Consider the following 24,945-nt stretch of genomic DNA (forward strand, 5'->3'; position numbering starts at 1 on the left):
GCCCAAACAAAAGCAAGTTTATTGTTATTTGAGTTACCCCTTATAATATCTTAATTTCGTTACTATTGATGAACAGCGATCGCCATTTTTTTAACAATAGCGATCGCTGTTTTCTGTACAGCGACGTTAATAGAATACCCTAGGCTTCTATGGATTCTACTTCTACCGCATCAGCTTGTAGTGCAGCTTCTGTTTTCGGGCGGTCTAATTTGAGAACCAGAACCCCTAAAGGAGGTAAACATAAATCCAACGAATGGGAATAATTATGGAACCACCATTCATCAGTCCATTTTCCACCTAAATTCCCCATATTACTGCCACCAAATTCACCCGAATCACTATTAAATAATTCGGTATAAAATCCAGGTTCAGGCACACCAATGCGATAATGACTATGGGGTTGAGGGGTAAAATTACAGACCACAACGACAAATTCTTCAGGATCTTTTGCCCGACGAATAAACGACACTACGCTATGACGGTTATCAGTACAATCAATCCATTGGAACCCCGCTTCTGCAAAATCCTGTTCATATAATGCAGGTTCACTGCGATACAATTCATTCAACGCTTGGAATAACCGTTTAATGCCTTGGTGGGCTGGATATTGCATTAATTCCCATTCCAAGGTTCCCCAAGCATTCCACTCCTGACGCTGACCAAACTCCATTCCCATGAACAAAGTTTTCTTACCGGGGTGAGTAAACATATAGGTAAACAAACATCGGACGTTAGCAAATTTTTGCCAATCATCTCCCGGCATTTTGTTAGTAATATTGCTCTTACAATGCACCACTTCATCATGGGATAACGCCAACATGAAGTTTTCGCTGTGGTGATACCAAATACTAAAGGTAACGTTATTTTGATGGAACTGACGGAACCAAGGATCCATGCTGAAATAATCCAACATATCGTGCATCCATCCCATGTTCCATTTCAAGTTAAACCCTAACCCCCCTACATAAGTCGGCCAAGACACCATCGGCCATGAGGTAGATTCTTCCGCAATGGATAAAGTTCCTGGATAATAACTAAATAAAACATGGTTGGTTTGGCGCAAAAAGTCCGCCGCTTCAATATGTTCACAACCGCCATATTGGTTCGCCACCCATTGACCATCGGGACGTAAATAGTTCAGATACAACATGGAAGCGACTGCATCTACCCGAATTCCATCGATATGATATTTGTCATACCAAAATAGGGCGTTAGCCACCAGGAAATTCCGAACTTCGTTACGACCATAGTTAAAGACTAAAGTTCCCCATTCCTTATGTTCGCCTTTGCGGGGGTCAGCGTGTTCATAAAGGTGAGTCCCGTCAAAGAAGGGTAAACCATGTCCGTCTTTGGGGAAATGCCCCGGAACCCAGTCAACAATTACCCCAATACCATTCAAATGGCATTGATCGACAAAATACATGAAATCTTCGGGACTGCCAAACCGAGACGTGGGGGCATAATATCCCGTGACTTGATATCCCCAAGACCCATCAAAGGGATGTTCGGCAATGGGTAATAATTCAATATGGGTAAACCCTAAATCCTTAACATAGGGAATTAACTGTTCCGCCAGTTCCCGATAGGTTAAAAAACGACCGCCTGGATCAAGCTCAGTGGCTTGTACAGCCGCTTCAACGGTTCCATCAGGGAGGACATGGGGTTGATCGAAGGGCGCGCGGTTCCAAGACCCTAAATGACATTCATAAACAGAAACCGGGGATTTTAAAGGATCGGTGTGGCGTCGTTGTTCGAGCCAATCTTGATCCTGCCATTCGTAACTATCTAAATTAGCAACAATTGAGGCGGTTTTGGGACGTACTTCTTGATAAAACCCGTAGGGATCGGTTTTTTCATAGATGTGTCCTTCCCAGTTTTTAATTTCATATTTGTAGTGTTCTCCGACTCCCAACCCAGGGATAAACAGTTCCCAAACCCCATTGCTTAACTTCCGCATTTGGTGTTTGCGTCCATCCCAATAGTTAAAATCTCCAATAATGGAAACGTTGCGCGCATTGGGAGCCCAAACCGCAAAATAAACCCCCGATACATTATTGACGCTCATTAAATGAGCACCTAATTTTTCATAAATGCGGTGATGGTTGCCTTCGGTAAACAGGTGAATATCAAAGTCGGTAAATTGAGGAGAACGAAACGCATAAGGATCATAAGCGACCCGTTCATGTTCACCTTCTTTAATTCGCAGTTGATAGTTAGCGAGTTCGGGAGTATCAATGACACATTCAAAGAAATGGGGGTTATGTACCGACTCCATCGGGTATTCCTGTCGTTGTTCAGGCAAGAGAACCCATGCCGCCTCTGCATTGGGTAAATAAGCTCGGACTGCCCACACCGTTTTACCATCTTGTTCAATTTGGTGAGCCCCTAGCACTTCAAAGGGGTCTTGGTGGTGGTTCCAGACAATTTTGTTAACTTGATCAATCGCAATGGTCGTCATGAGTCTCTACTGCTCTACTACAAACGGGTTACTAATCGACGCTACGGTTGCTATTACTTTACATTTTTTAACAGTTTCAGAAAACTCTTACCTCTGCATTTTTGGGGAATTCCCATGGAATAGCAGGTTTGGAGTTGGGATTATGGTACTCGATTTTTAGATCTTTACCACAATTAAGTGTGAACTCCCCACACTGACCTTGCAGTACAGTATGGGCTTGGTGACTTCTAAACCCGATTGGGACAATCCCATTCTCTGATATCCAGAGGCAACTCATCTTTAATAATCCCTAGATTTCTGGGTTCACCAATCGACCCAAAAACACAATATTCCCAGTGTTGTTTTCAGAGATTAAAAAAATAAAGGGATGATTAGCGTTAAACGAGGGAGGCAAACACCTGGCTTCTATCTGAACTGCTGTTGCTGCGGTGGCTTCACTCCCCTCTTCATTTACCTCAATACAAGCTTGATGAAACACATTTTTAATATACAACCAGTGTTCTCGACCATCCATCCCCGAAAAATTAGCTTTATTCTCATCAAACGCATCTGTAACCCCCATCTGAGCTAAGGTGTTACTAAGTTCTGATTTAAAATTTATCTCAAAGCGGGGTAAAGAAACTTCAACCTGTTGTGTATACATTGGCTGTATCCACTGATAAAGATTGTTAAGACTCAAGTTTTTTTCCAGTTCCATCAATCCATTTCTTTCTCTAGGTAACAGAATCATCATTGAGAAATTATTACCCCTGTAAGGTAACTCAAGAACCTGAACTTCTTCAGTTTGAGCATAGTTGAATTGTCCTGTTATATTCATCATCGGAACTGGAATCTCACGGTCTGATGTTAGCCAAAAGGGTTTGGTTTCTGTTCCATCTCTGTCAAATGGATTCGCCCAACTTCCTTTAAAATAAACAGCATTAACCAGTACCAATCGTGTTAGCTCAGTTAGAGCATTTGGCGGAATTAATTCATTAATTTTATGTTGAGTTTGTTCGGCAACCCATTGATTAATTGTGTTTCGTGCAGCCTGGAAATCATTATAATAATCAACAGGGGTAATTTTGACTTGATAATATTTTTCTAATAAAGCTAAAAAGCTTTCTAGGAAAGGATATTTAATTTGGGGAAATAGAGAATTAGCACTCAGGAACAAAACATCATTGCTTTGTTGTCCTGCCTTTAATGGTCTTTCTAAGCCAGAAAATGCGGCATGAAAATCTTCTCCTTGAGAAAAGCCGAAGACTTGAGCAATTTGTTGTTCTGTCTGTCCTCGCGCACCCGCATAGGTCATCGCAAATGCAGTACAAATGCTGTAGGGAGAAAAGAAAAGGTTTCCTTCAGTCCCTTGCAGAGTTTGATAAAAATTGAGCGCAAAATCATGGTTTCTGTGTGCCATTGGTTTATCTCTAGGATAAAGTTGTTTTACAATGGTTTGAGCATCATAATTTCTGTGTTAAAATACTGAATTTTTGAGGAAATCAGGCAAAACTAGAGTGGGAATGCTTAAAAACAATAAACATTCCAATAATTTTAACCCCTAAATTTTGTCCAAGTTTTCTGACTCTAATTCGGGCTGACAATAGGAATTGCTATGAGGTTGTAATATAACAATTTAAGGATTTATAACAGTCACGTCTGGCACTTAGAACAAACACTAATGCTCAAACCTATTTCTTTCTATTCCCTATTCTCTGTTTCCTGTTCCCTGCTTTGCACTGAGCAGTTCGACACGCTCACTGTAATACCTGTCGAAGTGTTCCCTGTTCCCTATGCTATAATATACAAGATTTCAACAAAAATCAAGAATATTTAGGGAATTATGTAAATATTGAAAACTTGAGTAACTGACTTATTTAACCATAGGAATCGAACATTGAGTCCGATTAAAATTAGACTCTTCTCCCTCTGAAGGAATTGCTAAAACTTCTAAACGTCCATTCATTAAACTTAATAAGGTTTGATTCATTAACAACCGCATTCCTGGGGATAATGTCATTTCATCGATAGGGGTTTGATCCTTTTCTAATGTTGATTTTAATAAATCCCAAGACTCACTCCAAGCACTAATGGGACGTTGATCTTCAACCCAAATATGAATAAATCCTGTTTCTGGAGACGGATGGACAGAAACCTTTACACTTCCCTCACTCATTTGAGCAATGGCAGTATCTACTAAACTTACTAAAACTTGTCGCAGTCGGGGTAAATCGGCTAAAACATAAATATCTTCATTCGGGGGTTCGATTTTTAATCGAATACTGCGATTTGCCGCCTGCATACAGGTTAAATCTTCCACTTCATCCAGGACTTTAGCTAACTGAATCGCATGAATATCCATTGTTTCTGTGCCATATTCTGTTTTAGCCACAAAAATCACTTGATCTAATAATGCCACTATTTTCAAAGCAGAAGCATGAGCGTGTTGAATAAATTCTTGCTCCTCTTCTGGACTTTCACACAGATCCCCTAAAATCAGTTGTAATGAGCCAATCATACTATTGAGAGGCGAGCGCAACTCATGGGATGTCCGAGCCAAAAATCCCGCTTTAAATAAACTCATCTCCGCCGCCATTTGATAAGCGAGTTGAGTTTGTTTTAATTGATAAGAGAGGGCTTGCACCTGTTGTTCATCATTGCTCGTTTTGGCGGAGTCATCGGTGGTGAGGGACTCAGATGATTGTTTCCCTTTCCCCCCCAATAGCCGAGCTAGGACGACCCCTAACCCCAACCCCAACCCTAAATATACAAATTCGCTCCAACCCATCTGCCTAGTCTCACTCACTCTATAAAGTTAGCCATATCAGGATCATGATATAGCAGGGAATAGGGAACAGGGAACAGTTGTCAGTTATCAGTTATCAGTTATCAGTTATCAGTTATTATGGAACAGATCATTTAATTTAACAAAAAATTGATTTTTAATCTCCATTTTTACTCTATAAATTAATAGCTCCTTGTCGTAAGATTTTCCAACTATTCCCTTGCCATTTCGCTACTGTTGAAGGGATAGTGGAAGCGGTGAGGGTTGTATCAAATTCTGAGGAAAACAATGTGACAACATCAGGAAATTGAGTATTAATTTCTGCCAGTGTTAATAATGGGGGTTGTCCTGATAAATTGGCACTGGTGGTTGCCATTGGGCCCGTGCGGGATAAAATATGTTGAGCGATCGCACAATTGGGAACCCGGATACCAATCGTAGAGGGATCGATAGGGTTCATCGCTGGGTAAACTTTTTCAGAAGCAGGTAACACTAAAGTTAACGCCCCAGGCCAATAGTATTGAGCAATTTGTTGCCAAATTAATAATTCTTCTACTGTTCCCTTCACATAGGGCCATAATGCTTCCGGTGTAGCTCCCATTAAAATTAACGGTTTATCTTGACTGCGTTTTTTAGTCTTAAAAATCAACTCAGCTTGATCAGGACGTGTCGCTAAAGCAGGTACAGTATCTGTCGGGAAACTAACCACCCTATTACCCGAAATCGCCACATCAATTAACGCATCAATAGAAACTTGAACCATAAATTCAGTTATCAGTTATCAGTTATCAGTTATCAGTTATGAGGCTTAGGACAATTATTTCAAATAAGCTATAACAAAACGGTCGAATCCTGCCAAGTCGGGAATAATTTTAATCCCAGAATAGCTTCCCTGGGCCTGTAAGAGTCCTGCAACGGCTTCTCCTTGTCCGGCCATCATTTCCACAATCCAAAGGCCCCCTGAGCGCAAATAACGGGGGGCTGTTTCCACTAAATCGCGAATACAATCTAATCCATCAGCACCGCCATCTAAGGCTAAGGTGGGTTCATGGTGGGCAACTTCCGGTTGTAGGGTCGCAATGAGGTTAGAGGGGATATAAGGGGGGTTAGAGACCATTCCCGTCAGTTGTCCTTGTAAAAACTCTAGGGGTTGCCACCATGATCCGTGATGGAATTGGATACGGTCAGCAAACCCTGTGGTTTCAGCGTTATATTGAGCGATCGCTAAAGCCTCTAAACTGGTATCCACCGCATGAATTTCAGCTTGGGGGAAACTCTCAGCTAAACCCAAAGCGATCGCACCGCTTCCCGTTCCCAAATCCGCCCAAATCCCATCCTGATCCAGATTTTCAGCCGCAGATTGAGCTAAATCAATGATTAACTCTGTTTCAGGACGGGGAATTAGAACAGCAGGAGACACCTTTAAGGTAAACTGACGCCAATGAGCGACTCCCACGAGATATTGAACGGGGATGCTTTCGGTGAGGCGTCGTTGCCAAAGTTGAGTCAATTCTGACCAAGGAACCTGGAGAGGAACAGAGGGTTGCTGTTTGAAGGTTTGTAAACGCAGAGTCAACCGATCCAAACCCGTTAACTCTTGGAGAAACCAATGAACTTCATGAGCAGAAATTCCAAGGACGAGACATTCTGCCTTTGCGTCCTCTAACCATTGTCCCAGTCGCCACCCTGATATGGTTTCCTGCATTATCCCCGGTTCCTAATGATCAAGTTAATTAACGACGGGGCTGACTTTGGGGTTGATTTTGTTTCAAATACTCTAAGGTTTCACGAGGCGGAATGAGTACAATTCGGTTTAAAAATTGATCATTATCCCGTTTTAACGCATCTAACAACCCTTCTAAATTGACCACATCAATTTTAATACTGGAGATTAAATCAGGTTGTTGCGTTTTAAATTGAGTCAACATATTTTGTAGATCCTCTTTATTAAAGAAGATCGGAATCACCTGTTCATTCCCATTTTGAATCGTGAGGTAGCCTTGATCTGGCCCCCCCTTAGCAATAAACAAAGGAACACCGTTAAACTCGTTAACTGATTGTCCATTTTCTTGTAGAACAGACTTGGCTAAATCCACCTGTTTTTGCACCGGGACATAAGCAAACTGAATGTCGTCTTGATTTCCTTGAGCTTGCTGACTCATGCGATAAACTTCACCGAGGGAAACCGTTGTAACTTGGACAGTGGAAGCCAACTGAGGATTACGAGTTTTTAAGTTATCCACAAACGCAACAGCATCATTGCGACTAATAAACACACCCGCAACGGACGCTTTTTTATTATCAGCTTGGGGTACAGTAGCGACTAAAGGAGCTCCCTGTGTATCGGTAATGGTAAATACCGGAATGGAGCGGAGTTTCTCCAGAATTTGGTTTTCGGGCAGTGCATAAGCGGGTTGAGTTCCCATAGGAAGAGAAGCAAACCAACGCAATGTCGGGTCAGGACTCAGCAAGAATGTGCTGCCCACAATTCCCAATACCGCGCCCAAACGAACAATTGATCTCATTATGTCTCCGAGTCTGAATTCAATAATTTTTTTTATTCTGGGATGTCGCTTTTACCACTGAACTCATTAAGTTTAAAGCTTAATGTCGGACAACGGTTATTTCCCTGGTTAAGTTCTACCGACGATCAGGCAGTTGTTTTTTCTCCCCAAAATTTGGCTTTAAAATTCTAGGAGAAAAGTATTTAACCTAACTCGTCGGAAGAACGCGGTTGATATTAGCCTGAGTTTAGGGAATTGAATCCTTCTTGTTCAGGGGGTATACCGTTTTGAGTCACCAACCAGCCTTTCAAGGCAAGTTAAGATTAATTAAACTACCTTAACTGAAATATTTGTAAGTTTACATTATTTTGCAAAATACCGATGGCCAACTCTTCTTTAACGGTTTAATCAAGGGCTACCCGTCAGAGAAAGAGTGCAAATGCTTTAATCTGCCCTGTTCCTCAACGCGCTATGCTTTAAGTACCATTCAACAGGTGCAACGGTTCAACCCCTAACTTGCTATGCGGCTGCAACGCCAGTTCAACGGACAAACCATTACCCTTGATACCCGCACCCCGCTAGGGAGTGGGGGAGAAGGACGCATCTATAGGGTTTTAGAAGATCCGAATTTAGTTGCCAAAATCTACCATAAACCTACTGACGAAGACGCTGATAAACTCACCGTCATGTATAACTATCCCCCCGCAACGGCGATGGTTTCCCCAGGAATGACGGCGATCGCATGGCCCATTGACCTGCTGCATACCACCGATCATAAACGGCAAATCCTGGGTTATTTAATGCCGCGTGTCAGCAAAGCTACCCCCATTCATATTTTCTATACCCCGAAAAGTCGCCGCCAACAAAAGCCTTTATTTAATTATTTATATCTCCATCGCACCGCCCGTAATTTAGTTGCGTCCTTTGCCGATTTACATAGTAGTGGATATGTGATTGGGGATGTTAATGAATCTAATATTTTAGTGAGTGATACCGCCTTAGTTACCCTTGTTGATACCGACTCTTTCCAAGTTCGAGATCCCGATACGGGGTTGATTTATCGCTGTCCCGTCGGTAAAGCTGAATTTACCCCCCCAGAACTCCAAGGACAAGCCTTTCGGGAGTTAAACCGCACCCCAGAACAAGATCGGTTTGGACTGGCGGTGTTAATCTTTCTCCTCCTGATGGAAGGAACACACCCCTTTTCTGGGGTTTATCAAGGAAGTGGCGACCCTCCAGCCATTGAGTCTAGGGTGAGAGCGGGTCATTTTGTCTATGGGACAAGGCAGGTTCCCTATCAACCGATGCCTTTTGCACCACCGTTTGAATTATTATATCCAAAAATACGGGAATTATTTATTCAATGTTTTGAAGCCGGATTTAATAATCCTCAAGCTCGACCCGATGCTAAAACTTGGTTAATGGTATTAAAGGAAGCTGAAGCGAATTTAATTACCTGTAGTCAACAATTAGAACATCGGTATGGAAATCATTTAAACGATTGTCCTTGGTGCGATCGCACGGAAAAATTAGGAGGACGAGATCCCTTTCCTTCCCGTCAAGCCGTTACCCAAAAACAACATTTACAACCCCTCAAACGCAAACGAAAACGAGTCTTAAACACGAAACCCGCTCCAGTTCAGCGTCCTTTATTTTCACCGATAAATCGTTCTAGTGTTCCCTCACCAACGGCTAAAAAATCATTAGTTTTGTCCCAAATTCCTCATTTACACCTACAAAATTTATTCGGAAGTTTATTGGCAGGAATTGTGTTAGGGGGACTCTGGGGAACCTCAGTTTTATCCGCAATTATTGCGCTAATTTTTGCTTTTGTAGATGGGAAACAAGGAATTTTAGGCGGTTTAATCGTAGGCGCAATGTGGGGGAGTTTTTTAGGGGTGGTTATTAGTGTGTATTTGCCTCCCCCTGGGGGAATAAATCGAGGAATTGCATTAATTTTGGGGGGATGGTCAGGGATTTTTATTGCGGCGGTCATTGCTGGATTAATCTTTGGTGTTATGGAACAGGAACCCTTGATTGGTAAAACCTTAATGTGGGGGGCTGTAATGGGCATGGTTTGGGGTGCTATTTGGCATTTATTTAAACCTCCTTTATCCCTCCCTAATATTGGGCGGTTGTGGGGAAGACGAGGTGCTTTTGTGGGAGGAGTTTGGGGGTCATATTTAGGAACATTAGGCGGAATGGGATTAGGAATTTTAGCTGTTGGTTGGCAGCAATTTGAAGCGATACAACCTAATCTTAATTCAACATCATCTTCCTGGGAAATTACCCTCAGAATAATTGCTACTACTATTGTGGCGGCGGGTGTTGGAACTATTGGTGGTACTTTAGCTGGGGGGATATTTGGAATGATTGGAGGTGCCCCTAGTTTACCCTTATCCCTGCATTTATCAGGACGAAGGGGGGCTTTTATCGGTGCAATTTGGGGGAATTTTTTAGGGGCAATTTCTGGCGCAGGATTAGGGGTTTTGGGAGCAACAACTTTTGCTAATGTTTTAGATACTTCCTCAACAACAGGTACAACTTCTCTATTAATAGGTTCAATTATTGTATCGGCTGGAATTGGTAGTATTTGGGGAATGATTTCGGGTTTAATTTGGGGTGCTTTTGGCAAACTTTAAGCGTTTTTTTTATCTGTATTTAGTAGACGCTACTCAGGGTTCAATAATGCTTTTAGAAACCTTTGACCAGATTGTTCTAAATCATTTTCTAAAGAAAAGGTGAGATTGCAGTATTCTCACACACTTACCAGAATTCTTGATGTAGTGTAATCTCAATTAGTTTGGGAGGAATAACGAAAACGACTCCATGTCAACTCACGGAATCCCTGTCTGGGCATAGTTTTGGGATAATCGCAACGAAATAGTGGCGATCGCTGCTAAACTTATTATGGTAATTGCTTTGATTGAAGTTAAAATACATATCAAATATAAAACAGGATTACACCTATGCAACTTATCGATTTTTTTGATCATGTTTATGTAATTAACCTACCGGAAAGAAAGGATAGACTAGAGCAAATGAAGAGGGAATTGATTAAGATGAATATACCCCTCACATCCGAAAAAGTTGAAATCTTTCCCGCTATCAAACCAGAAAGTGCAGAATCTTTTCCTAGCATCGGAGCCAGGGGCTGTCTTTTAAGTCACTATCATATCTTGAAGCAAGCGAAGGAACGCCAATGTAACCGGGTTTTAATTTTGGAAGATGACTTAGCTATCTCTAAATACTTCGAGGAAAACGAAGCTAGACTACTTGAGGAACTACAACAAATAGATTGGGCGTTAGTTTATTTTGGTCATTTTCTTGACCAGGATAAGAATATTAAAACCGAGCCGATGGTTAGTTTAAAACCTTGGGTAAAGGACATACAAACGGCCCATTTTTATGGGGTAAATGGCAAAATTTTAGAGCGATTAGTGAATTTTTTTGAGGAAATACAAAGAAGACCCGCAGGACATCCTGATGGCGGGCCTATGCATGTAGACGGAGTTCTTTCAACTTTCCGAAAACAAAACCCAGATTTAATCACTATTGTTGTTACTCCTAGTATGGGATTACAAAGAGGATCATCAAGCGATATTACTCCTAAATGGTTTGACCGCATCACTCCTATTCAAAAAATTGCTAAGCTGTTAAGCATCTAAATAGGGTATAATGAAAAACCAAGTTTAGAAAAATCAATCAAAAGATGCCTGCTAAAAATCATTTAAATGAAAAGCAAGTAGAGAAACTACAGAAAAGATTGAAAGAGGAAGAAAATGGACAAATCCGAGAAAGAATCTTGATTTTATTATTGCTAAATGATGGTAAAAAGCAAAGTGAAATTGCCAAGTTTTTGGGCTGCTCATTAAACAAAGTATGTTATTGGTGTGTACATGGAGACCCTGACAAATTAGAAAGCCTAAAAGATGAAAGAATGAAAGGAAATTATAGAAAAGCCACAGACAAATATATAGAGATATTATTAGAAACAGTAGAAAAAGAACCGGAAGAATTAGGATATGAATTTGGGAGATGGACAGGAGAAAGATTGGCAACTTATTTAGAACAAATCACAGGAATCAAATTAAGTAGTTCACAAGTGAGAAAGATATTAAAGGAAAAAAAGTATGTTTATTTGTGGGCAAAGTATAGCTTAGAAGAGAAAAGAGATCCAGAAAAAAGAAAATTATTTAAAGATAAAATAGAAGAATATTTGAAAATAGCAAAAGAAAGTCCAGAACAATTACAGGTATGGTTTTGGGATGAAAGTGGATTTAATTTAAGAGTGATAAAAAGAAAGAATTGGTGTAAAAAAGGGAAGAGGAAACAGATTAGAGGAGACAGGAGGAAAGGAAGAGTTAATGTGATGGGAGGATTGAGGTACTCGGATAAAAAAAGATTTGTAGAATTTCTGGATAAAGGAAATGCAGATAATTTTTATCAAGTGTTAAAAAGTTTTTATCAAGAGCTAATTTATGAATGGGTATTAGCGGGAAATCAAGCAGAAGAATTTGTAGAAAAAGGAGCTAAGATCCTGATTATTCTTGACAATGCAAGTTTTCACAAAAAAGAAGAGTACCTAGAAAAAATTAAAGCAGAAATGCCGAATGTCTATTTAGAATTTCTTCCAGCATATAGTCCAGATTATAATTTAATTGAATTAGTCTGGCATTCAGCTAAAGAATATATAGCTCATCGACTCTTTAAATCAGTTGATGAGCTAGAGTGTTTATTACATCAGCTTTTAAATGAAGGACAGTTATCTATTAAATGGGGACGTAAACTTAAAAACAAAGGTAATGCTATAATCACAGTTTAAATACACAACAGCTTAGAACGATCTGCTGTGTTCATTGTCCCAATAATTCTAACATTTTCAGGAATCTTAAAGGGTTCATTACTACCCGCTAAATTAATTTCTTGATCTCGATATTCTAATAAATACATTAACTCCCCAAACACATTTGATAAATTTGCTCGATTAATTTCATCAATAATTAAAACACAAATATCATCATAAGATTCGGCTTTTTGGCAAAATTCTAAAAACCGACCAGGGACGAGATCATAAGTTAATTGTCCGTTTTCAGTTTGAGGACGTATTCCTTGAATAAAGTCTTCATAACTATAGGAAGGATGAAATTGAATGATTTCTGAAAAACCATCTCTACCTCTAGTGAAATGTTCAGCTAATTTTTTTGCAATAAAGGTTTTTCCGGTTCCCGGTGGCCCTTGTAAAATAATTTGTCCTTTACGGTTAATATTGTTTACCCATCTCTGAAGTTCAGCTTCATCAATTCCTGTTTCTTTAGAACATTCGTGTAAGTTATATTTAATCAATAAGTCAGATTTAATCAAGTTATGGTGATTTCTAAATTTTTCTTCAATTAAATTAATAATTTTATTAGTTGAGTAATTTATTAAATCATTTTTGCTAATAACTATTTCATGATGAGATAAGGAAAATAAAGATTCTAAATCAACACAATTCCCTAACTCCCATGAAGTTTCTCTATTAATTAAGTTATTGAAAAGTAAATCTCTCTGCTTATTTTTGTCAACACCAAAAGATAAAGAATTTTGATTAAGCTTGATATATAAAATATTATCAACCCCTAATGCTTGCTTTAATTCTGCTTGATACCATTTTGGCTGTGTATAACGGGAAGTTATTATTCTAGGAAGTTTATTAAAAACAGCACAACACAGTTGATTAAAAGGTTGTTCAATAAATTCCTCTATTTTCTCATTGTTTTTTTGAGTAAAACTAAGGAATGATGACAAACCTTGATTGTACTTAATAGATAACTGCTCTATAATTTCAAAAGTTTGACTAGAAAATAAATACTTAGGAAGTACAGAATCATAACTGAATGCGGGTAAATTTTTAGATTGCATATTTTTTTTGTCTCCTGTAAAAAAAATTTTATCATTATATTCTAATAAGTCAATAATTTGACCATCAAAATAGTAAGCCAATTTTCTAGCCGCTAACAATGACTCATCAATTTCTACTTCCTCCCAATTATCTAAAATTTGTTTTATTTTTATTTCTTGTTCATAAAATTCTGTATTCTCTCTTTCAAAATCATCAAATTCATTTTCCAAAAAGCTATGATCAATTTCTATTTTTAGTGTTTCTTCCATTGATTTATCTAAATAATATTTTCCTCCAAAAACCAATTCTAAACATTCAGATATTTTTCTAGTTTGTAAAATAATTAAATCAACAATATTATTATTAATAATATCTAATAATTGATTGTCTTCGTAATCTTTTCCTGGGTCTATTTCATTTATTCCCAATTTAAAATTAATTAATTCTATTACAGAATAAATCTCTATATCCAATTCTTGGAATAGACGTATATATACTTCTTTAAATATGTCTAAATTACTATTAAAATCAAAATCATAAATCTTTTTAAAATAAACAAATACAAAAACAACTAAATCTATTTTAATTTCACAATGATCTATAAAGTTATAAAATCTTGATTGAACCAATTTAGTCCAATTTGTTTTAAGCCAGTCTAATATCCTAAAGTCAAAATAACTCGTTTCATATTCTATATCTACTATATTGGATACATAGTTTCTGGGGATTCTAAACAAGTCCAGATCGAATTTAAAATAAATATAATCAAATAAAATATCTTCATACCAAGCATAATACCAGTCATATAATTCATCATAAATATGTTCATATATTTTTAGAATTTTTTGCAATCCAAATTCAATAATTGATTCTTTGCCTAAATTATCAATTGCCATTTTTAGTAAGTTTCTAACTTTTAGGATGGGTGAGTTAATAAAATTAGCGACTAGCTTCAAAGCTTCATGTTCTCACCCACCCTACAATATTTTAATATTTTTCACAAAAATTAACCCTGAAATTGCGATAACAACCAAGCACTAACTTTCCCATGATTCGTTTGACGACTGCGACGAAATGCTTCTTCTAATATTCCCATCTCTAACCCTGGTAAAACTTGCGATTGTTCAATTCTATAACTACCTCTATTCTCAACCTTAAATGCAATAATTTTAACGGCTTGTACATCAATAATCCAATATTCTTTTACCCCTAAAGATTCATAAAGTAACCGTTTTTCCCCTTGATCATCTGCTAAAGAAGAATAGGCAACCTCTATCACTAAATCAGGCGCAGGAAACTGATCTAAATCAATAATTGTAGTTTCCCAAGGAATGATTTCTGCATTTTCACCCATATAAAAAGAAGCATCCGGTTGTGCGTCATCAAACCCTCGTTTACGGTAGGTGCAGTTATCATGAGCATCTAAATCAATATTCCGCAATGCAGCAAATAGATAAAGGGCTGCAATAATGGTGGCGTGATCACGAGAATGGGGGTTTCCAAGGGGTGACATTTCTAACCTCATGCGTCCATTAAAATAGTAACCTCTGGCTTTAGCATAGGCGGGATTATCCAATGCAGCGAGGTATTCTTCCCAGGTTGCTGTTACCCAGGTATCAGTTGGGAGTTGGGTTTGAACAGGACTCATAATAATATTATTAATCAGCGATCGCTTTTATTTTAACAAATTTAAACGGAACTGACTGAGCGTTCTTGCATCAATTTTTCCACATCTTCTAAGGGCGTTTGTAATAATAAAACATCCCCCTCTTTTAACTTAAAGGGTTTATTGACCGATTTATAAAGGTTTCCTTGTCGTCTAATAGCAATAATTCCCGTTGAATTATTGGTTAACTCTTCAGGTGTTAACGATAAACCCACTAACGGAGACGTTTCCTCTAAAGGAACCCAACGAATTTTATCTCGACTTAACCAAGAAGCTTGACCCATTAAGGTTTTAAATAGATCAATTTCATCCTTTGAACCCACAGCTAAAACTCGATCATTGACTTGAAATTCAGTATCTGGTGTTGGATAATTTAACCTTTCGTTTTCCCGTTCAATTTCCATAATTGTTACCCCAGTGAGATGACGAATATTTGCTTTAGCTAAGGTTAACCCCACTAAAGGAGAATCCGGGTGAATTCCGACCCAATTTGTGTTTAAATTTTCCGTTGCTTCCTGTAATGCTCTTAATTCTAAATTCGTGATTTTTTCAGGGAGAACACTACGATAACGTCCGGTACGAATTGACCGAATAACGGATTGAATTACATCCGTATTTTTCCCTAATACCGCTAATAAATTCGCCCCAATTTCTAAGGCGGCTTCAAATTCCGGTTGTACCACTTCCCAGGCCCCTAATTGAGTTAAAATTTCCACTTCCATATTTTCATGGGCGCGAACCACAATTTTTAAATCGGGGGCGAGGGATAACGCCCGTTGTAATAAAATTCGGGTACTGGCGGGGTCAGGAAGGGCGACAGCCAAAGCTTTAGCCCGTTCTAAATGAACTTTTTCTAAGACTAAATCTGAGTCAGCATCACCAAAAATATAGGGGATTTGTTGTAGTCTTAATTTTTGAATTGCAGCTTCACTATTTTCAATCACTAACACCGTTTGTCCTTGATTTCTTAACATATTTACTAACACCTGTCCTACCCGTCCATAACCTGCAACCACGACATGATTTTGTAAAGTTTCGGGAAGGGCGATGGCTTTCACATCTCGAAATTTCTTTAAAAAACTACTAATTCCGGGTAACGCTGCAATTTGATCCGCTAACTGAGGCGCGGCTTTCAATAATACCGGAGTTAAGACTAATGTAATTGCTGTTGTTCCTATAATTAATAAATATTTTTTTTCTCCTAATATCCCTAAATCTAAGCCTTCTTGAGCTAAAACAAAAGAAAATTCTCCGATTTGATTTAATCCTAAACTGGCAATAATTGCGGTTTTAAAGGAATAGCCAAACCCTAAAATAATCGGAGCTACAATTAAGGCTTTTCCTAACATGACAATTAAAACTAACGAAATAATCAATCCAAAGTTATCTAAAATTACTAACGGTTCAATTAACATTCCTATCGAGATAAAAAATAGACTGGCAAAGGTATCTCGCAAGGGCAAAACTTTCGCTAATGCTTGATCAGAATAATCAACTTCAGCAATCATTAATCCAGCAATAAAGGCCCCCATTTCAATCGATAATCCTAAAGCATCAGTGAGTAATGCCACTCCTAAACATAAAGCAATTACCGATAATAAAAATAACTCTGAACTTTCCGTTGCTGCAATGGTTTTGATTAATGGCGGTACTAACCAAATTCCAGCAAAAATAGCAAAAGCAATAAAAATAACCCCTTTTAACCCTGCTTGTAATAGGGCTATTCCTAACGCCGATCCCGGTTGACTTAAGGCGGGAAGAATTGCTAACATTAGTCCTAATGCCAAGTCTTGAGCAATTAAAATTGCTAACATGACTTGACCATGAGTGGTATTCGTTTCTCCCCGTTCTGTTAACGTTTTAAGAACAACAGCCGTAGAGGATAAAGAGAGTAAAAATCCTAAAAATATTCCCTCTATGGGTGTCTTTGTCCATCCGAATATTAAAGAAATGAGTGCAATTGCACCCGTTGTTAAACCAATTTGTAATAAACTTCCTTTTAAGGCAATATCTTTAACTCGTTTCAGTTCAGCAATAGAAAATTCTACGCCTAGAGCAAATAACAAAAAAGCGACACCCACTTCAGCTAAAGACTGAATTTGAGGGACATCTTTAATTAACTTTAAACCAAACGGCCCAATGATTAAACCGCTTAATAAATAACCTAACAGTACAGGTTGACGCAAACGATTGGCTAAAAACCCCCCTACAGTCGCCGACCCCAAAGCCGTGACTAAATCTAATATAAATTTTGGTTCAGTTGCCATAAGCAGTAATCAGTTAATAGAGAATGGACAATGGACAATGGACAATGGACAATGGACAATGGACAGTCGCTGATAACTGATAACTGATAACTGATAACTGATAACTGATTACGGTGCTAATGTACACTGTCCCTTCTGTTTTGCACTAGGGGTAAAGTTAGGAATCAAATGGTTATTCACATCTTGTTCCTTTAACCAGCCCAGATCTCCCACTTTTAGAGGGGGAGCAGTTGTTGTATCCAGAGGTTCCCCAGGGTTAGGGGGTATAACCGTTGAATCAACTTCAGGGGAGTTCCCATCCAGAGGTTGTCCATTTGTAGAATTAGGAAGGGAACAAATTTTGACTTCTATCCAAATTCCGGCTTCAGGAGTAGATTGTTTTTGTTGAACCTGAAAGACTGTTCCCGGTGGTACATTTCCTTTGAGAGCCGGTTTCCCAAATTCTTGAAGGAGAATGATCGGGGTTGAATTGGCTGTAGGAGTTCCCAGTTGAATAAAAGATTGTAATTTTAAGGTACTAATCGGAGCCGGTAAAGGAGGGGGTGTTGGAGAAGGAGATGGGCTGCTAGTGGGGGATGGAGTTGTGAGTTGAGCTTCGGGGTTATTGGGGTTAAACAAACCTAACCCATACAGCAAAGCGCCTAAAATTCCCAATAAAATAGCAATTCCCAAGGATAGGAACCAAACCCTAGACATCGCAGGTTTTGTCTGTCGAGCGCGGGCAATTTCTGTTTCCATCGATGAATCATCCGCATCATTGGTATCGGAAGAATCATCACCCAACCCATCGTTTAAAGGAACCACAGGCGCCACAGACACTTCCTTTAAAGATTCGTTATCATCCTTGGGAACAATTTCAATAAATAATAAAGCAATCGTGACATTATCATGGCCGTTTTGAGTATTAGCAATCTCAATCAAGCGATCGCGAATTGTCCCTAAATCGGCTTCTCGATGCAAAATCGGTAAAATTTCCGTTTCCCAATATTGTTCAACCCGATCGCGATCGCTTAACCCATCAGAACATAATAAAAATACACAATCTTCATCCAGGGGAAAACGTTGTACTGTGGGATGCAGTGTCACCGATGAGGTAATCCCTAACGCTTGAATTAACGCTCCAGAAGCCCCTTGTTGGAGAGCATCTCGATAAAGTGCACAACCTAAACGCACCTGTCGAGAAGCCACATCATCATCCACCGTCACTTGATGACAACCACTAGAGCTCACCCAATAGGCGCGACTATCCCCTAAATGGGTTAAATAAATTTCATGAACATGAGCCAGCGCCATTACCAGCGTGGTTCCCATGCGTTCGCGACCCTGACGGTTTTCATCATCATTGCGTTGACAAATGACATCATTAGCAATACAAGTTGCCCGTTTTAATTTAGGAACTAAAGATAAAGGATCCCAATTGGCTTGATGCAGGGGCATTTGTTCCACCTGTTGACGTAAAACATCAATTGCCATGGAAGAAGCGACTTCTCCGCCATCCTGTCCGCCAATGCCATCACAAACAACAGCCAATGCAGGTTCCGTTAAGGGGACTCGGATGGAGGTTTGTGCACTGGGATAACAAGCATCTTCATTGTGAGAACGAGTGGGGCCAGCATCTGTTCCGGTCGCAATTTCAATCCGTCGATGATACCCTCGTCCACAGATCGAGAGAGCTTGATCCAATTGCTGAATCAATTGAGTTGAGGTGCGTAACTCTCCCGTAAGCATTTGATGGGTGAGTTGTTGGAGGAATTTTTGAATCCGGGGGTGTGCGGTCGGAACCCACTGTTGCCAAAAATAACCCAACTGCGTTAGAGAAATATTGTGTCCATCTAAGTTTAATTGCAATAGCCGCACAAAAGGCCCCTGAACCCGCAGTAAATCAGCCTCTAGTAAACTCGAAGCGACAGCCTGACGGCTAAAAGGTTGCCAGAGTTGAGCTATTTGCCACAACCAATTGAGTTGACGCATAGCACTCGCATCCGGCCACAGGGCCGTTAACGTTGGCATTAAAGTCTCCCCATGGGGTGCAATTGGCCCTTTTTCTAACAGGAGGATGGATTTATTCTTGGCTCCTTTCGTGGGCGAAATAATTCCATATACCTGCGGAATGTGCAACCGATAGGAAAATAATTTGAGATAGGGGGCAATTTGATCAGAAATCTCGCTTGGTATTTCCGGCAGCAGTTCGGGTCGAGTATCAACCACAATTTTGCTGCTTTTGAGGAGGTAGCGCTCGGCGATCAGCGTTCCCGAAGGTACTGCTTCGATCCCTTCACCTACAGCCCACAGATAGTGTTTTGCCACAGCATTTTGCATTTGGTTTCCTCACGCCTCTGTTGCCACTCAACGATCATCGTCTAAAATTGGAATAATTTACCTCTAGGAGGTTGGCTTCGTAAAGACTCGCCTAACAGCGTGCCTTGACTCTGATCATGATGTTTCTACGCTACAACAGGATTGCGTTTCTTGTTATCTAGGATCTCGGTTTGAAGACTCCCGTTACACCGCCAGGTTAACGGTGAGATGAAAAACCGAGCAACAAAACTAGCGTAGCACGATATAGAAACAGTTGGCACAAAACAGAAAACTTGTGCTAACTTAGATTTAGGTCGAGATAGGTAGCATAAATGTTGGTTTTAGAATTTAAAGTTAGAGCCGCATTGCAACAACGCAAGGCAATAGATGAAGCGATTCGTACAGCCCAATTCGTCCAAAACAAATGTTTAAGATATTGGATGGATAACAAAGGGGTTAATAAGTACGATTTGAACAAATATTGCCGTGTATTAGCTCATGACTTTAAATTCGCTAATGAACTGAATTCTCAAGCTAGACAATCTAGTGCAGAGAGAGCATGGTCAGCTATCGCTCGATTCTACGATAATTGCAAGCGGAAAGTTCCGGGTAAAAAAGGCTTCCCTAAATTCAAGAAAAATTGCCGTTCGGTTGAATATAAAACAACCGGATGGCAATTGAATTTAGAAACTCGTAAAGCCATTACCTTTACTGATAAGAAAGGAATTGGGCGGTTGCGTTTAGTGGGAAGTTATGATCTGCATTTCTATCAACCGGAACAAATTAAACGAGTTCGATTAGTTAGACGTGCAGATGGTTACTATTGCCAATTTCTACTCTCAATTGACGTTAAGATTCAATCTGAACCAACTAATAAAACAATCGGTTTAGATGTAGGATTATCTGCTTTCTACACCGATGATCAAGGTAATAAAGTAGATAACCCCAAATTCTTAAGAAAAAAAGAGAAGAAAATTAAGCGGTTACAAAGACAACTTTTTCGTAAACAGAAAGGGTCTAATAACCGCAAAAAAGCCAGACAGCGATTATCTAAGGCTCATCTAAAAATCAGTCGGCAACGAAAAGAGTTTAGCAAGCTTGTTGCATAAGCTGTTGTGTATTTAAACTGTGATTATAGCATTACCTTTGTTTTTAAGTTTACGTCCCCATTTAATAGATAACTGTCCTTCATTTAAAAGCTGATGTAATAAACACTCTAGCTCATCAACTGATTTAAAGAGTCGATGAGCTATATATTCTTTAGCTGAATGCCAGACTAATTCAATTAAATTATAATCTGGACTATATGCTGGAAGAAATTCTAAATAGACATTCGGCATTTCTGCTTTAATTTTTTCTAGGTACTCTTCTTTTTTGTGAAAACTTGCATTGTCAAGAATAATCAGGATCTTAGCTCCTTTTTCTACAAATTCTTCTGCTTGATTTCCCGCTAATACCCATTCATAAATTAGCTCTTGATAAAAACTTTTTAACACTTGATAAAAATTATCTGCATTTCCTTTATCCAGAAATTCTACAAATCTTTTTTTATCCGAGTACCTCAATCCTCCCATCACATTAACTCTTCCTTTCCTCCTGTCTCCTCTAATCTGTTTCCTCTTCCCTTTTTTACACCAATTCTTTCTTTTTATCACTCTTAAATTAAATCCACTTTCATCCCAAAACCATACCTGTAATTGTTCTGGACTTTCTTTTGCTATTTTCAAATATTCTTCTATTTTATCTTTAAATAATTTTCTTTTTTCTGGATCTCTTTTCTCTTCTAAGCTATACTTTGCCCACAAATAAACATACTTTTTTTCCTTTAATATCTTTCTCACTTGTGAACTACTTAATTTGATTCCTGTGATTTGTTCTAAATAAGTTGCCAATCTTTCTCCTGTCCATCTCCCAAATTCATATCCTAATTCTTCCGGTTCTTTTTCTACTGTTTCTAATAATATCTCTATATATTTGTCTGTGGCTTTTCTATAATTTCCTTTCATTCTTTCATCTTTTAGGCTTTCTAATTTGTCAGGGTCTCCATGTACACACCAATAACATACTTTGTTTAATGAGCAGCCCAAAAACTTGGCAATTTCACTTTGCTTTTTACCATCATTTAGCAATAATAAAATCAAGATTCTTTCTCGGATTTGTCCATTTTCTTCCTCTTTCAATCTTTTCTGTAGTTTCTCTACTTGCTTTTCATTTAAATGATTTTTAGCAGGCATCTTTTGATTGATTTTTCTAAACTTGGTTTTTCATTATACCCTATTTAGATGCTTAACAGCTTACTCCGTCATCCAATCTAACGATTTGGTCGCCTACGAAGATTTAAGGATTAAGAACTTAGTTAAAAATCATTGTCTGGCTAAGTCAATTAATGATGCAGCTTGGTATCAATTCCGTATTTGGTTAGAATATTTTGGGAGAAAGTACGGCAAGGCTACTATCGCTGTTCCTCCTCAATATACAAGCCAAAACTGTTCAAATTGCGGAAAAATCGTCAAAAAATCCCTATCAACAAGAACCCACGTTTGTAATTGTGGATGTCAGTTAGATAGGGATGAAAATGCTGCAAAAAACATTTTAAGAATTGGATTAAGTACGGCAGGACATACCGGAACCTTCGGTTTAGAACCGATAAACGCTTTGGGAGAATTGACCTCTACTTTAACGGGAGCAATCCTGTTGGGGCAAGTCGATTCGTTGAACAAAGAATCTCCCGTCACATCGCTTGGCGATTGACGGTGAGAGTGTCAACTAACAGATCAGCGTTACTCTCTACCCCATCGGTACGAGGTGACAACAGAGAATCACAATAGATGTGCAGTAGATGCCCGATTGTGAACTACCTACACCGCCAATCACGGGTCAGACTTGGGGTACGAGTGCGGAAGAAGCTAAAAATTAGCACCGATTGGGAATCAACAACATCATTTAAGGCTACTCACCTCATGAGTCATTCTCCCCCTAACCCGTCCAATGACCCTAAATTCTTACCGTATTTGGAAATTAATGAACGGCTAACTGAATTGAAACAGTCTCACGGTCACTACTACCAAATGATTAATTTGGAGGTTTGGGCATTAATTGAAACGATGGATCAGTTTTTTCCGGGTTCTTGGAATCGATTCATGACCAACCGTCAATTGTCCATGAAACAATTTTTACAACGTCAGCGATCGCAAAAACAATCTCCTATACCCAATCAGCAACCCGATCCTTCAGGTGTTGATCCTGATCATCCAGTTTAGAACCCACCCCTACACTCTTCTTTTGCTTACACCCTCCACCCTACACCCTCCACCCCACATTCACTACTGAACCCTAGGTAATCCCATACTATAGTTCACAGTACGCGAGTTGAGGTTATAGCTAATTTCACCCGCTTGGATCAGTGATCGCACCAAATGCTCTAAATCTGATCCAATCCGACGTAAATTATATTCGGTGAGGTCTTCGCCATTGAACGTTTCGACTAACTCGTCAAATTTCCGATAGACTTGTTGCAAAGCTTTCTCATTCCAGTTAAATTCATTGTCGGGATCAACATCCAAGGTGAGGACTTGTTCGCTGTCCACTAACTCTTCATTCTGAATTTCCGCCGTATAAATATGGATATGGCGAGTGGTCGATTTCAACAGCATAAGCGGTTTAACTGAAATAGTTTTTATCTGGATTGTTTTTTATTTTGACATTACTTTAGGAAATCATGAGTAATTTCTGGAATCAAATTTTGAACTTTGCAACAACAACGGCTAACGATGTTGGACAACAGTTAATCCTCGATTTTGGCACAGTCCAAGCTGATGAAAAAGCCGATGGGAGTTTAGTCACCCGGTCTGACCAATGGGCCGATCTTGAAATTCGCACCCGTATCGCCACCACATTTCCCGAACACGGGGTTCTCAGTGAAGAAGCGGAACATATTTTTCCGAATACAGACTGGTGTTGGGTGATTGATCCTTTAGATGGGACAACGAATTTCGCCAGAGGGATTCCCATTTGGGGGGTTTCTTTAGGATTACTGTATCAAGGAAATCCGGTTTTTGGTTTGATTCATTTACCTCCTTTAAACCAAACCTTTCACGGGTTTTGGTTCGGCTCATCAAGTTTAACAGGCACCCAAGGAGCATTTTTAAATGGTCAACCCATTCACGCCAGTTCCGATGCGTTAAGTTCTAATCACTTTTTTAACCTCTGTTCTCGAAGTATTGCGATCGCTCCTCAAATTCCGTGTAAAATTCGGATGTTAGGCATGGCGGCTTATAACTTCCTCACTGTCGCCGCAGGTGCAACTTTAGGGGGAGTTGAAGCCACTCCTAAAATTTGGGATATCGCCGGAAGTTGGGTCATTGTTAAAGCAGCAGGGGCGGTTTGGTGTCCTCTGTCTCCCGAACCTTTTCCCTTAGAAATTGGACGAAATTATGGCACTCAATCCTATCCAACATTAGTGGTGAGTCAACCGGAATTAGTATCTGTTTTTGAACCCTTTATTAAAAAAACATAAAAGTAGGGTGCGTAAGCGATCGCGCACGCACCTGATCTCGTTAAACTTTTACCTCAGACGCAAACTTAATTTTTAAATAATCGTCTTCCATTTTCGTTATTCCTAAAAATCTATCAACTGAGACTTTTTTCCTGGCAATTTGTAGAGTTAAGAAAAGATTTCTATTCCTTAACTTCCGTGATCGTACACTTTAAAAGATTTATCTAGCCATATAATCCGAAAAATTGCTTCATCCCTATAACCGACCATTGGTTTTAAACCACTAAATCGGAATGCGATCAGATTTACATCTTCTGTAATATGTTTGGGAATAGTAACACGAAAACTCTTACGATCAATGATTTCATACCCAAGTCCATGACGAGGTGCGCGACGAAGTTCCCTCCAAGATAACTGACTGAGTTTGTAAAATGTAGATACCAAAGCTGCTTTTTCATCTTGATCACAACTATCTAAGCCGTGTGTTTTATCAAGATATCGCAAACAGAAAACAGGAGGTTCTAAATCGTAATTTGGGGTACTTGGCAAAGGTGGAGGTGGAGCAATACGTTTTCCTTTTTTAGGGTCTTTACCCTTCATCTTTGCCAT

The 24,945-nt window shown here is 39.2% G+C and carries 18 protein-coding genes and 2 pseudogenes; 7 read left to right on the top strand and 13 right to left on the bottom strand.

Features of this window, described 5'->3' with window-relative positions; all coding sequences use genetic code 11:
- Positions 1–139: 139 nt before the first annotated feature.
- The 6 genes from glgB to NMK36_RS20820 all read right to left on the bottom strand — a co-directional run bounded on the left by glgB (position 140) and on the right by NMK36_RS20820 (position 7,747).
- A complete protein-coding gene (glgB, locus tag NMK36_RS20795) occupies positions 140–2,458 on the bottom strand; it encodes a 1,4-alpha-glucan branching enzyme (RefSeq protein WP_072720040.1) in 2,319 nt (772 codons plus the stop codon).
- 289 nt (positions 2,459–2,747) lie between these two features.
- Complete coding sequence (locus NMK36_RS20800; protein ID WP_083580061.1) at positions 2,748–3,857, bottom strand: serpin family protein; 1,110 nt, start codon at positions 3,855–3,857, stop codon at positions 2,748–2,750.
- Between the two features lie 453 nt (positions 3,858–4,310).
- Positions 4,311–5,225 (bottom strand): sensor histidine kinase, encoded by a 915-nt coding sequence (locus NMK36_RS20805; RefSeq protein ID WP_072720041.1) that lies wholly within the window; start codon positions 5,223–5,225, stop codon positions 4,311–4,313.
- Positions 5,226–5,397: 172 nt separating this feature from the next.
- Positions 5,398–5,985 carry an L-threonylcarbamoyladenylate synthase gene (locus NMK36_RS20810; protein ID WP_072720042.1) on the bottom strand — a complete coding sequence of 196 codons (588 nt, stop codon included), beginning with the start codon at positions 5,983–5,985 and terminating at the stop codon, positions 5,398–5,400.
- A gap of 54 nt (positions 5,986–6,039) precedes the next feature.
- Positions 6,040–6,927 (bottom strand): peptide chain release factor N(5)-glutamine methyltransferase, encoded by an 888-nt coding sequence (gene prmC, locus NMK36_RS20815; protein ID WP_254174525.1) that lies wholly within the window; start codon positions 6,925–6,927, stop codon positions 6,040–6,042.
- A 28-nt stretch (positions 6,928–6,955) separates the two neighbouring features.
- A complete protein-coding gene (locus NMK36_RS20820) occupies positions 6,956–7,747 on the bottom strand; it encodes a Tic22 family protein (RefSeq protein WP_254174526.1) in 792 nt (263 codons plus the stop codon).
- Between the two features lie 500 nt (positions 7,748–8,247).
- Between NMK36_RS20820 and NMK36_RS20825 the strand changes: the two genes are divergently transcribed.
- The 3 genes from NMK36_RS20825 to NMK36_RS20835 all read left to right on the top strand — a co-directional run bounded on the left by NMK36_RS20825 (position 8,248) and on the right by NMK36_RS20835 (position 12,551).
- A complete protein-coding gene (locus tag NMK36_RS20825) occupies positions 8,248–10,368 on the top strand; it encodes a DNA-binding protein (RefSeq protein ID WP_254174527.1) in 2,121 nt (706 codons plus the stop codon).
- 327 nt (positions 10,369–10,695) lie between these two features.
- On the top strand, positions 10,696–11,394 hold the full coding sequence (locus NMK36_RS20830; protein WP_254174528.1) for a glycosyltransferase family 25 protein: 699 nt from the start codon (positions 10,696–10,698) through the stop codon (positions 11,392–11,394).
- A 44-nt stretch (positions 11,395–11,438) separates the two neighbouring features.
- Positions 11,439–12,551: an IS630 family transposase gene (locus NMK36_RS20835; protein ID WP_254172743.1), complete on the top strand. Its 1,113-nt coding sequence runs from the start codon at positions 11,439–11,441 to the stop codon at positions 12,549–12,551.
- Here NMK36_RS20835 and NMK36_RS20840 read toward each other — a convergent pair.
- The 4 genes from NMK36_RS20840 to NMK36_RS20855 all read right to left on the bottom strand — a co-directional run bounded on the left by NMK36_RS20840 (position 12,548) and on the right by NMK36_RS20855 (position 19,862).
- Positions 12,548–14,506, bottom strand: a complete 1,959-nt coding sequence (locus tag NMK36_RS20840; protein WP_254174529.1) for an McrB family protein — start codon at positions 14,504–14,506, stop codon at positions 12,548–12,550. The genes NMK36_RS20835 and NMK36_RS20840 overlap by 4 nt on opposite strands.
- 110 nt (positions 14,507–14,616) lie before the next feature.
- Positions 14,617–15,258 carry a Uma2 family endonuclease gene (locus NMK36_RS20845; protein ID WP_072718627.1) on the bottom strand — a complete coding sequence of 214 codons (642 nt, stop codon included), beginning with the start codon at positions 15,256–15,258 and terminating at the stop codon, positions 14,617–14,619.
- 41 nt (positions 15,259–15,299) lie between these two features.
- Positions 15,300–17,543: a cation:proton antiporter domain-containing protein gene (locus tag NMK36_RS20850; RefSeq protein WP_072718626.1), complete on the bottom strand. Its 2,244-nt coding sequence runs from the start codon at positions 17,541–17,543 to the stop codon at positions 15,300–15,302.
- A gap of 108 nt (positions 17,544–17,651) precedes the next feature.
- Positions 17,652–19,862 (bottom strand): PP2C family protein-serine/threonine phosphatase, encoded by a 2,211-nt coding sequence (locus NMK36_RS20855; protein WP_254174530.1) that lies wholly within the window; start codon positions 19,860–19,862, stop codon positions 17,652–17,654.
- A 311-nt stretch (positions 19,863–20,173) separates the two neighbouring features.
- Between NMK36_RS20855 and NMK36_RS20860 the strand changes: the two are divergent.
- Positions 20,174–20,947, top strand: a pseudogene (locus NMK36_RS20860) (RNA-guided endonuclease InsQ/TnpB family protein); the annotation flags it as partial.
- 15 nt (positions 20,948–20,962) lie between these two features.
- On the opposite strand, the gene NMK36_RS20865 reads toward NMK36_RS20860, so the two are convergent.
- The gene (locus NMK36_RS20865) at positions 20,963–22,075 is read right to left on the bottom strand and encodes an IS630 family transposase (protein ID WP_254172743.1); all 1,113 of its coding nucleotides are present in this window, start codon (positions 22,073–22,075) and stop codon (positions 20,963–20,965) included.
- A gap of 58 nt (positions 22,076–22,133) precedes the next feature.
- Between NMK36_RS20865 and NMK36_RS20870 the strand changes: the two are divergent.
- Together NMK36_RS20870 and NMK36_RS20875 are read left to right on the top strand one after the other, a co-directional pair.
- A pseudogene (locus NMK36_RS20870) lies at positions 22,134–22,592 on the top strand (RNA-guided endonuclease InsQ/TnpB family protein); the annotation flags it as partial.
- 209 nt (positions 22,593–22,801) lie between these two features.
- The gene (locus NMK36_RS20875; RefSeq protein WP_072718623.1) at positions 22,802–23,101 is read left to right on the top strand and encodes a hypothetical protein; all 300 of its coding nucleotides are present in this window, start codon (positions 22,802–22,804) and stop codon (positions 23,099–23,101) included.
- A gap of 63 nt (positions 23,102–23,164) precedes the next feature.
- On the opposite strand, the gene NMK36_RS20880 is transcribed toward NMK36_RS20875, so the two are convergent.
- A complete protein-coding gene (locus NMK36_RS20880; protein ID WP_072718622.1) occupies positions 23,165–23,494 on the bottom strand; it encodes an NAD(P)H-quinone oxidoreductase subunit M in 330 nt (109 codons plus the stop codon).
- A gap of 65 nt (positions 23,495–23,559) precedes the next feature.
- On the opposite strand from NMK36_RS20880, the gene NMK36_RS20885 reads away from it, so the two are divergent.
- On the top strand, positions 23,560–24,357 hold the full coding sequence (locus tag NMK36_RS20885) for an inositol monophosphatase family protein (protein WP_072718621.1): 798 nt from the start codon (positions 23,560–23,562) through the stop codon (positions 24,355–24,357).
- Positions 24,358–24,525: 168 nt separating this feature from the next.
- On the opposite strand, the gene NMK36_RS20890 is transcribed toward NMK36_RS20885, so the two are convergent.
- Entirely contained in the window at positions 24,526–24,945 is a 420-nt protein-coding gene (locus NMK36_RS20890; RefSeq protein ID WP_072718620.1) for a hypothetical protein, read from the bottom strand.

The sequence above is a fragment of the Planktothrix pseudagardhii genome, from assembly GCF_904830925.1.
Taxonomy (GTDB): Bacteria; Cyanobacteriota; Cyanobacteriia; order Cyanobacteriales; family Microcoleaceae; genus Planktothrix; species Planktothrix tepida.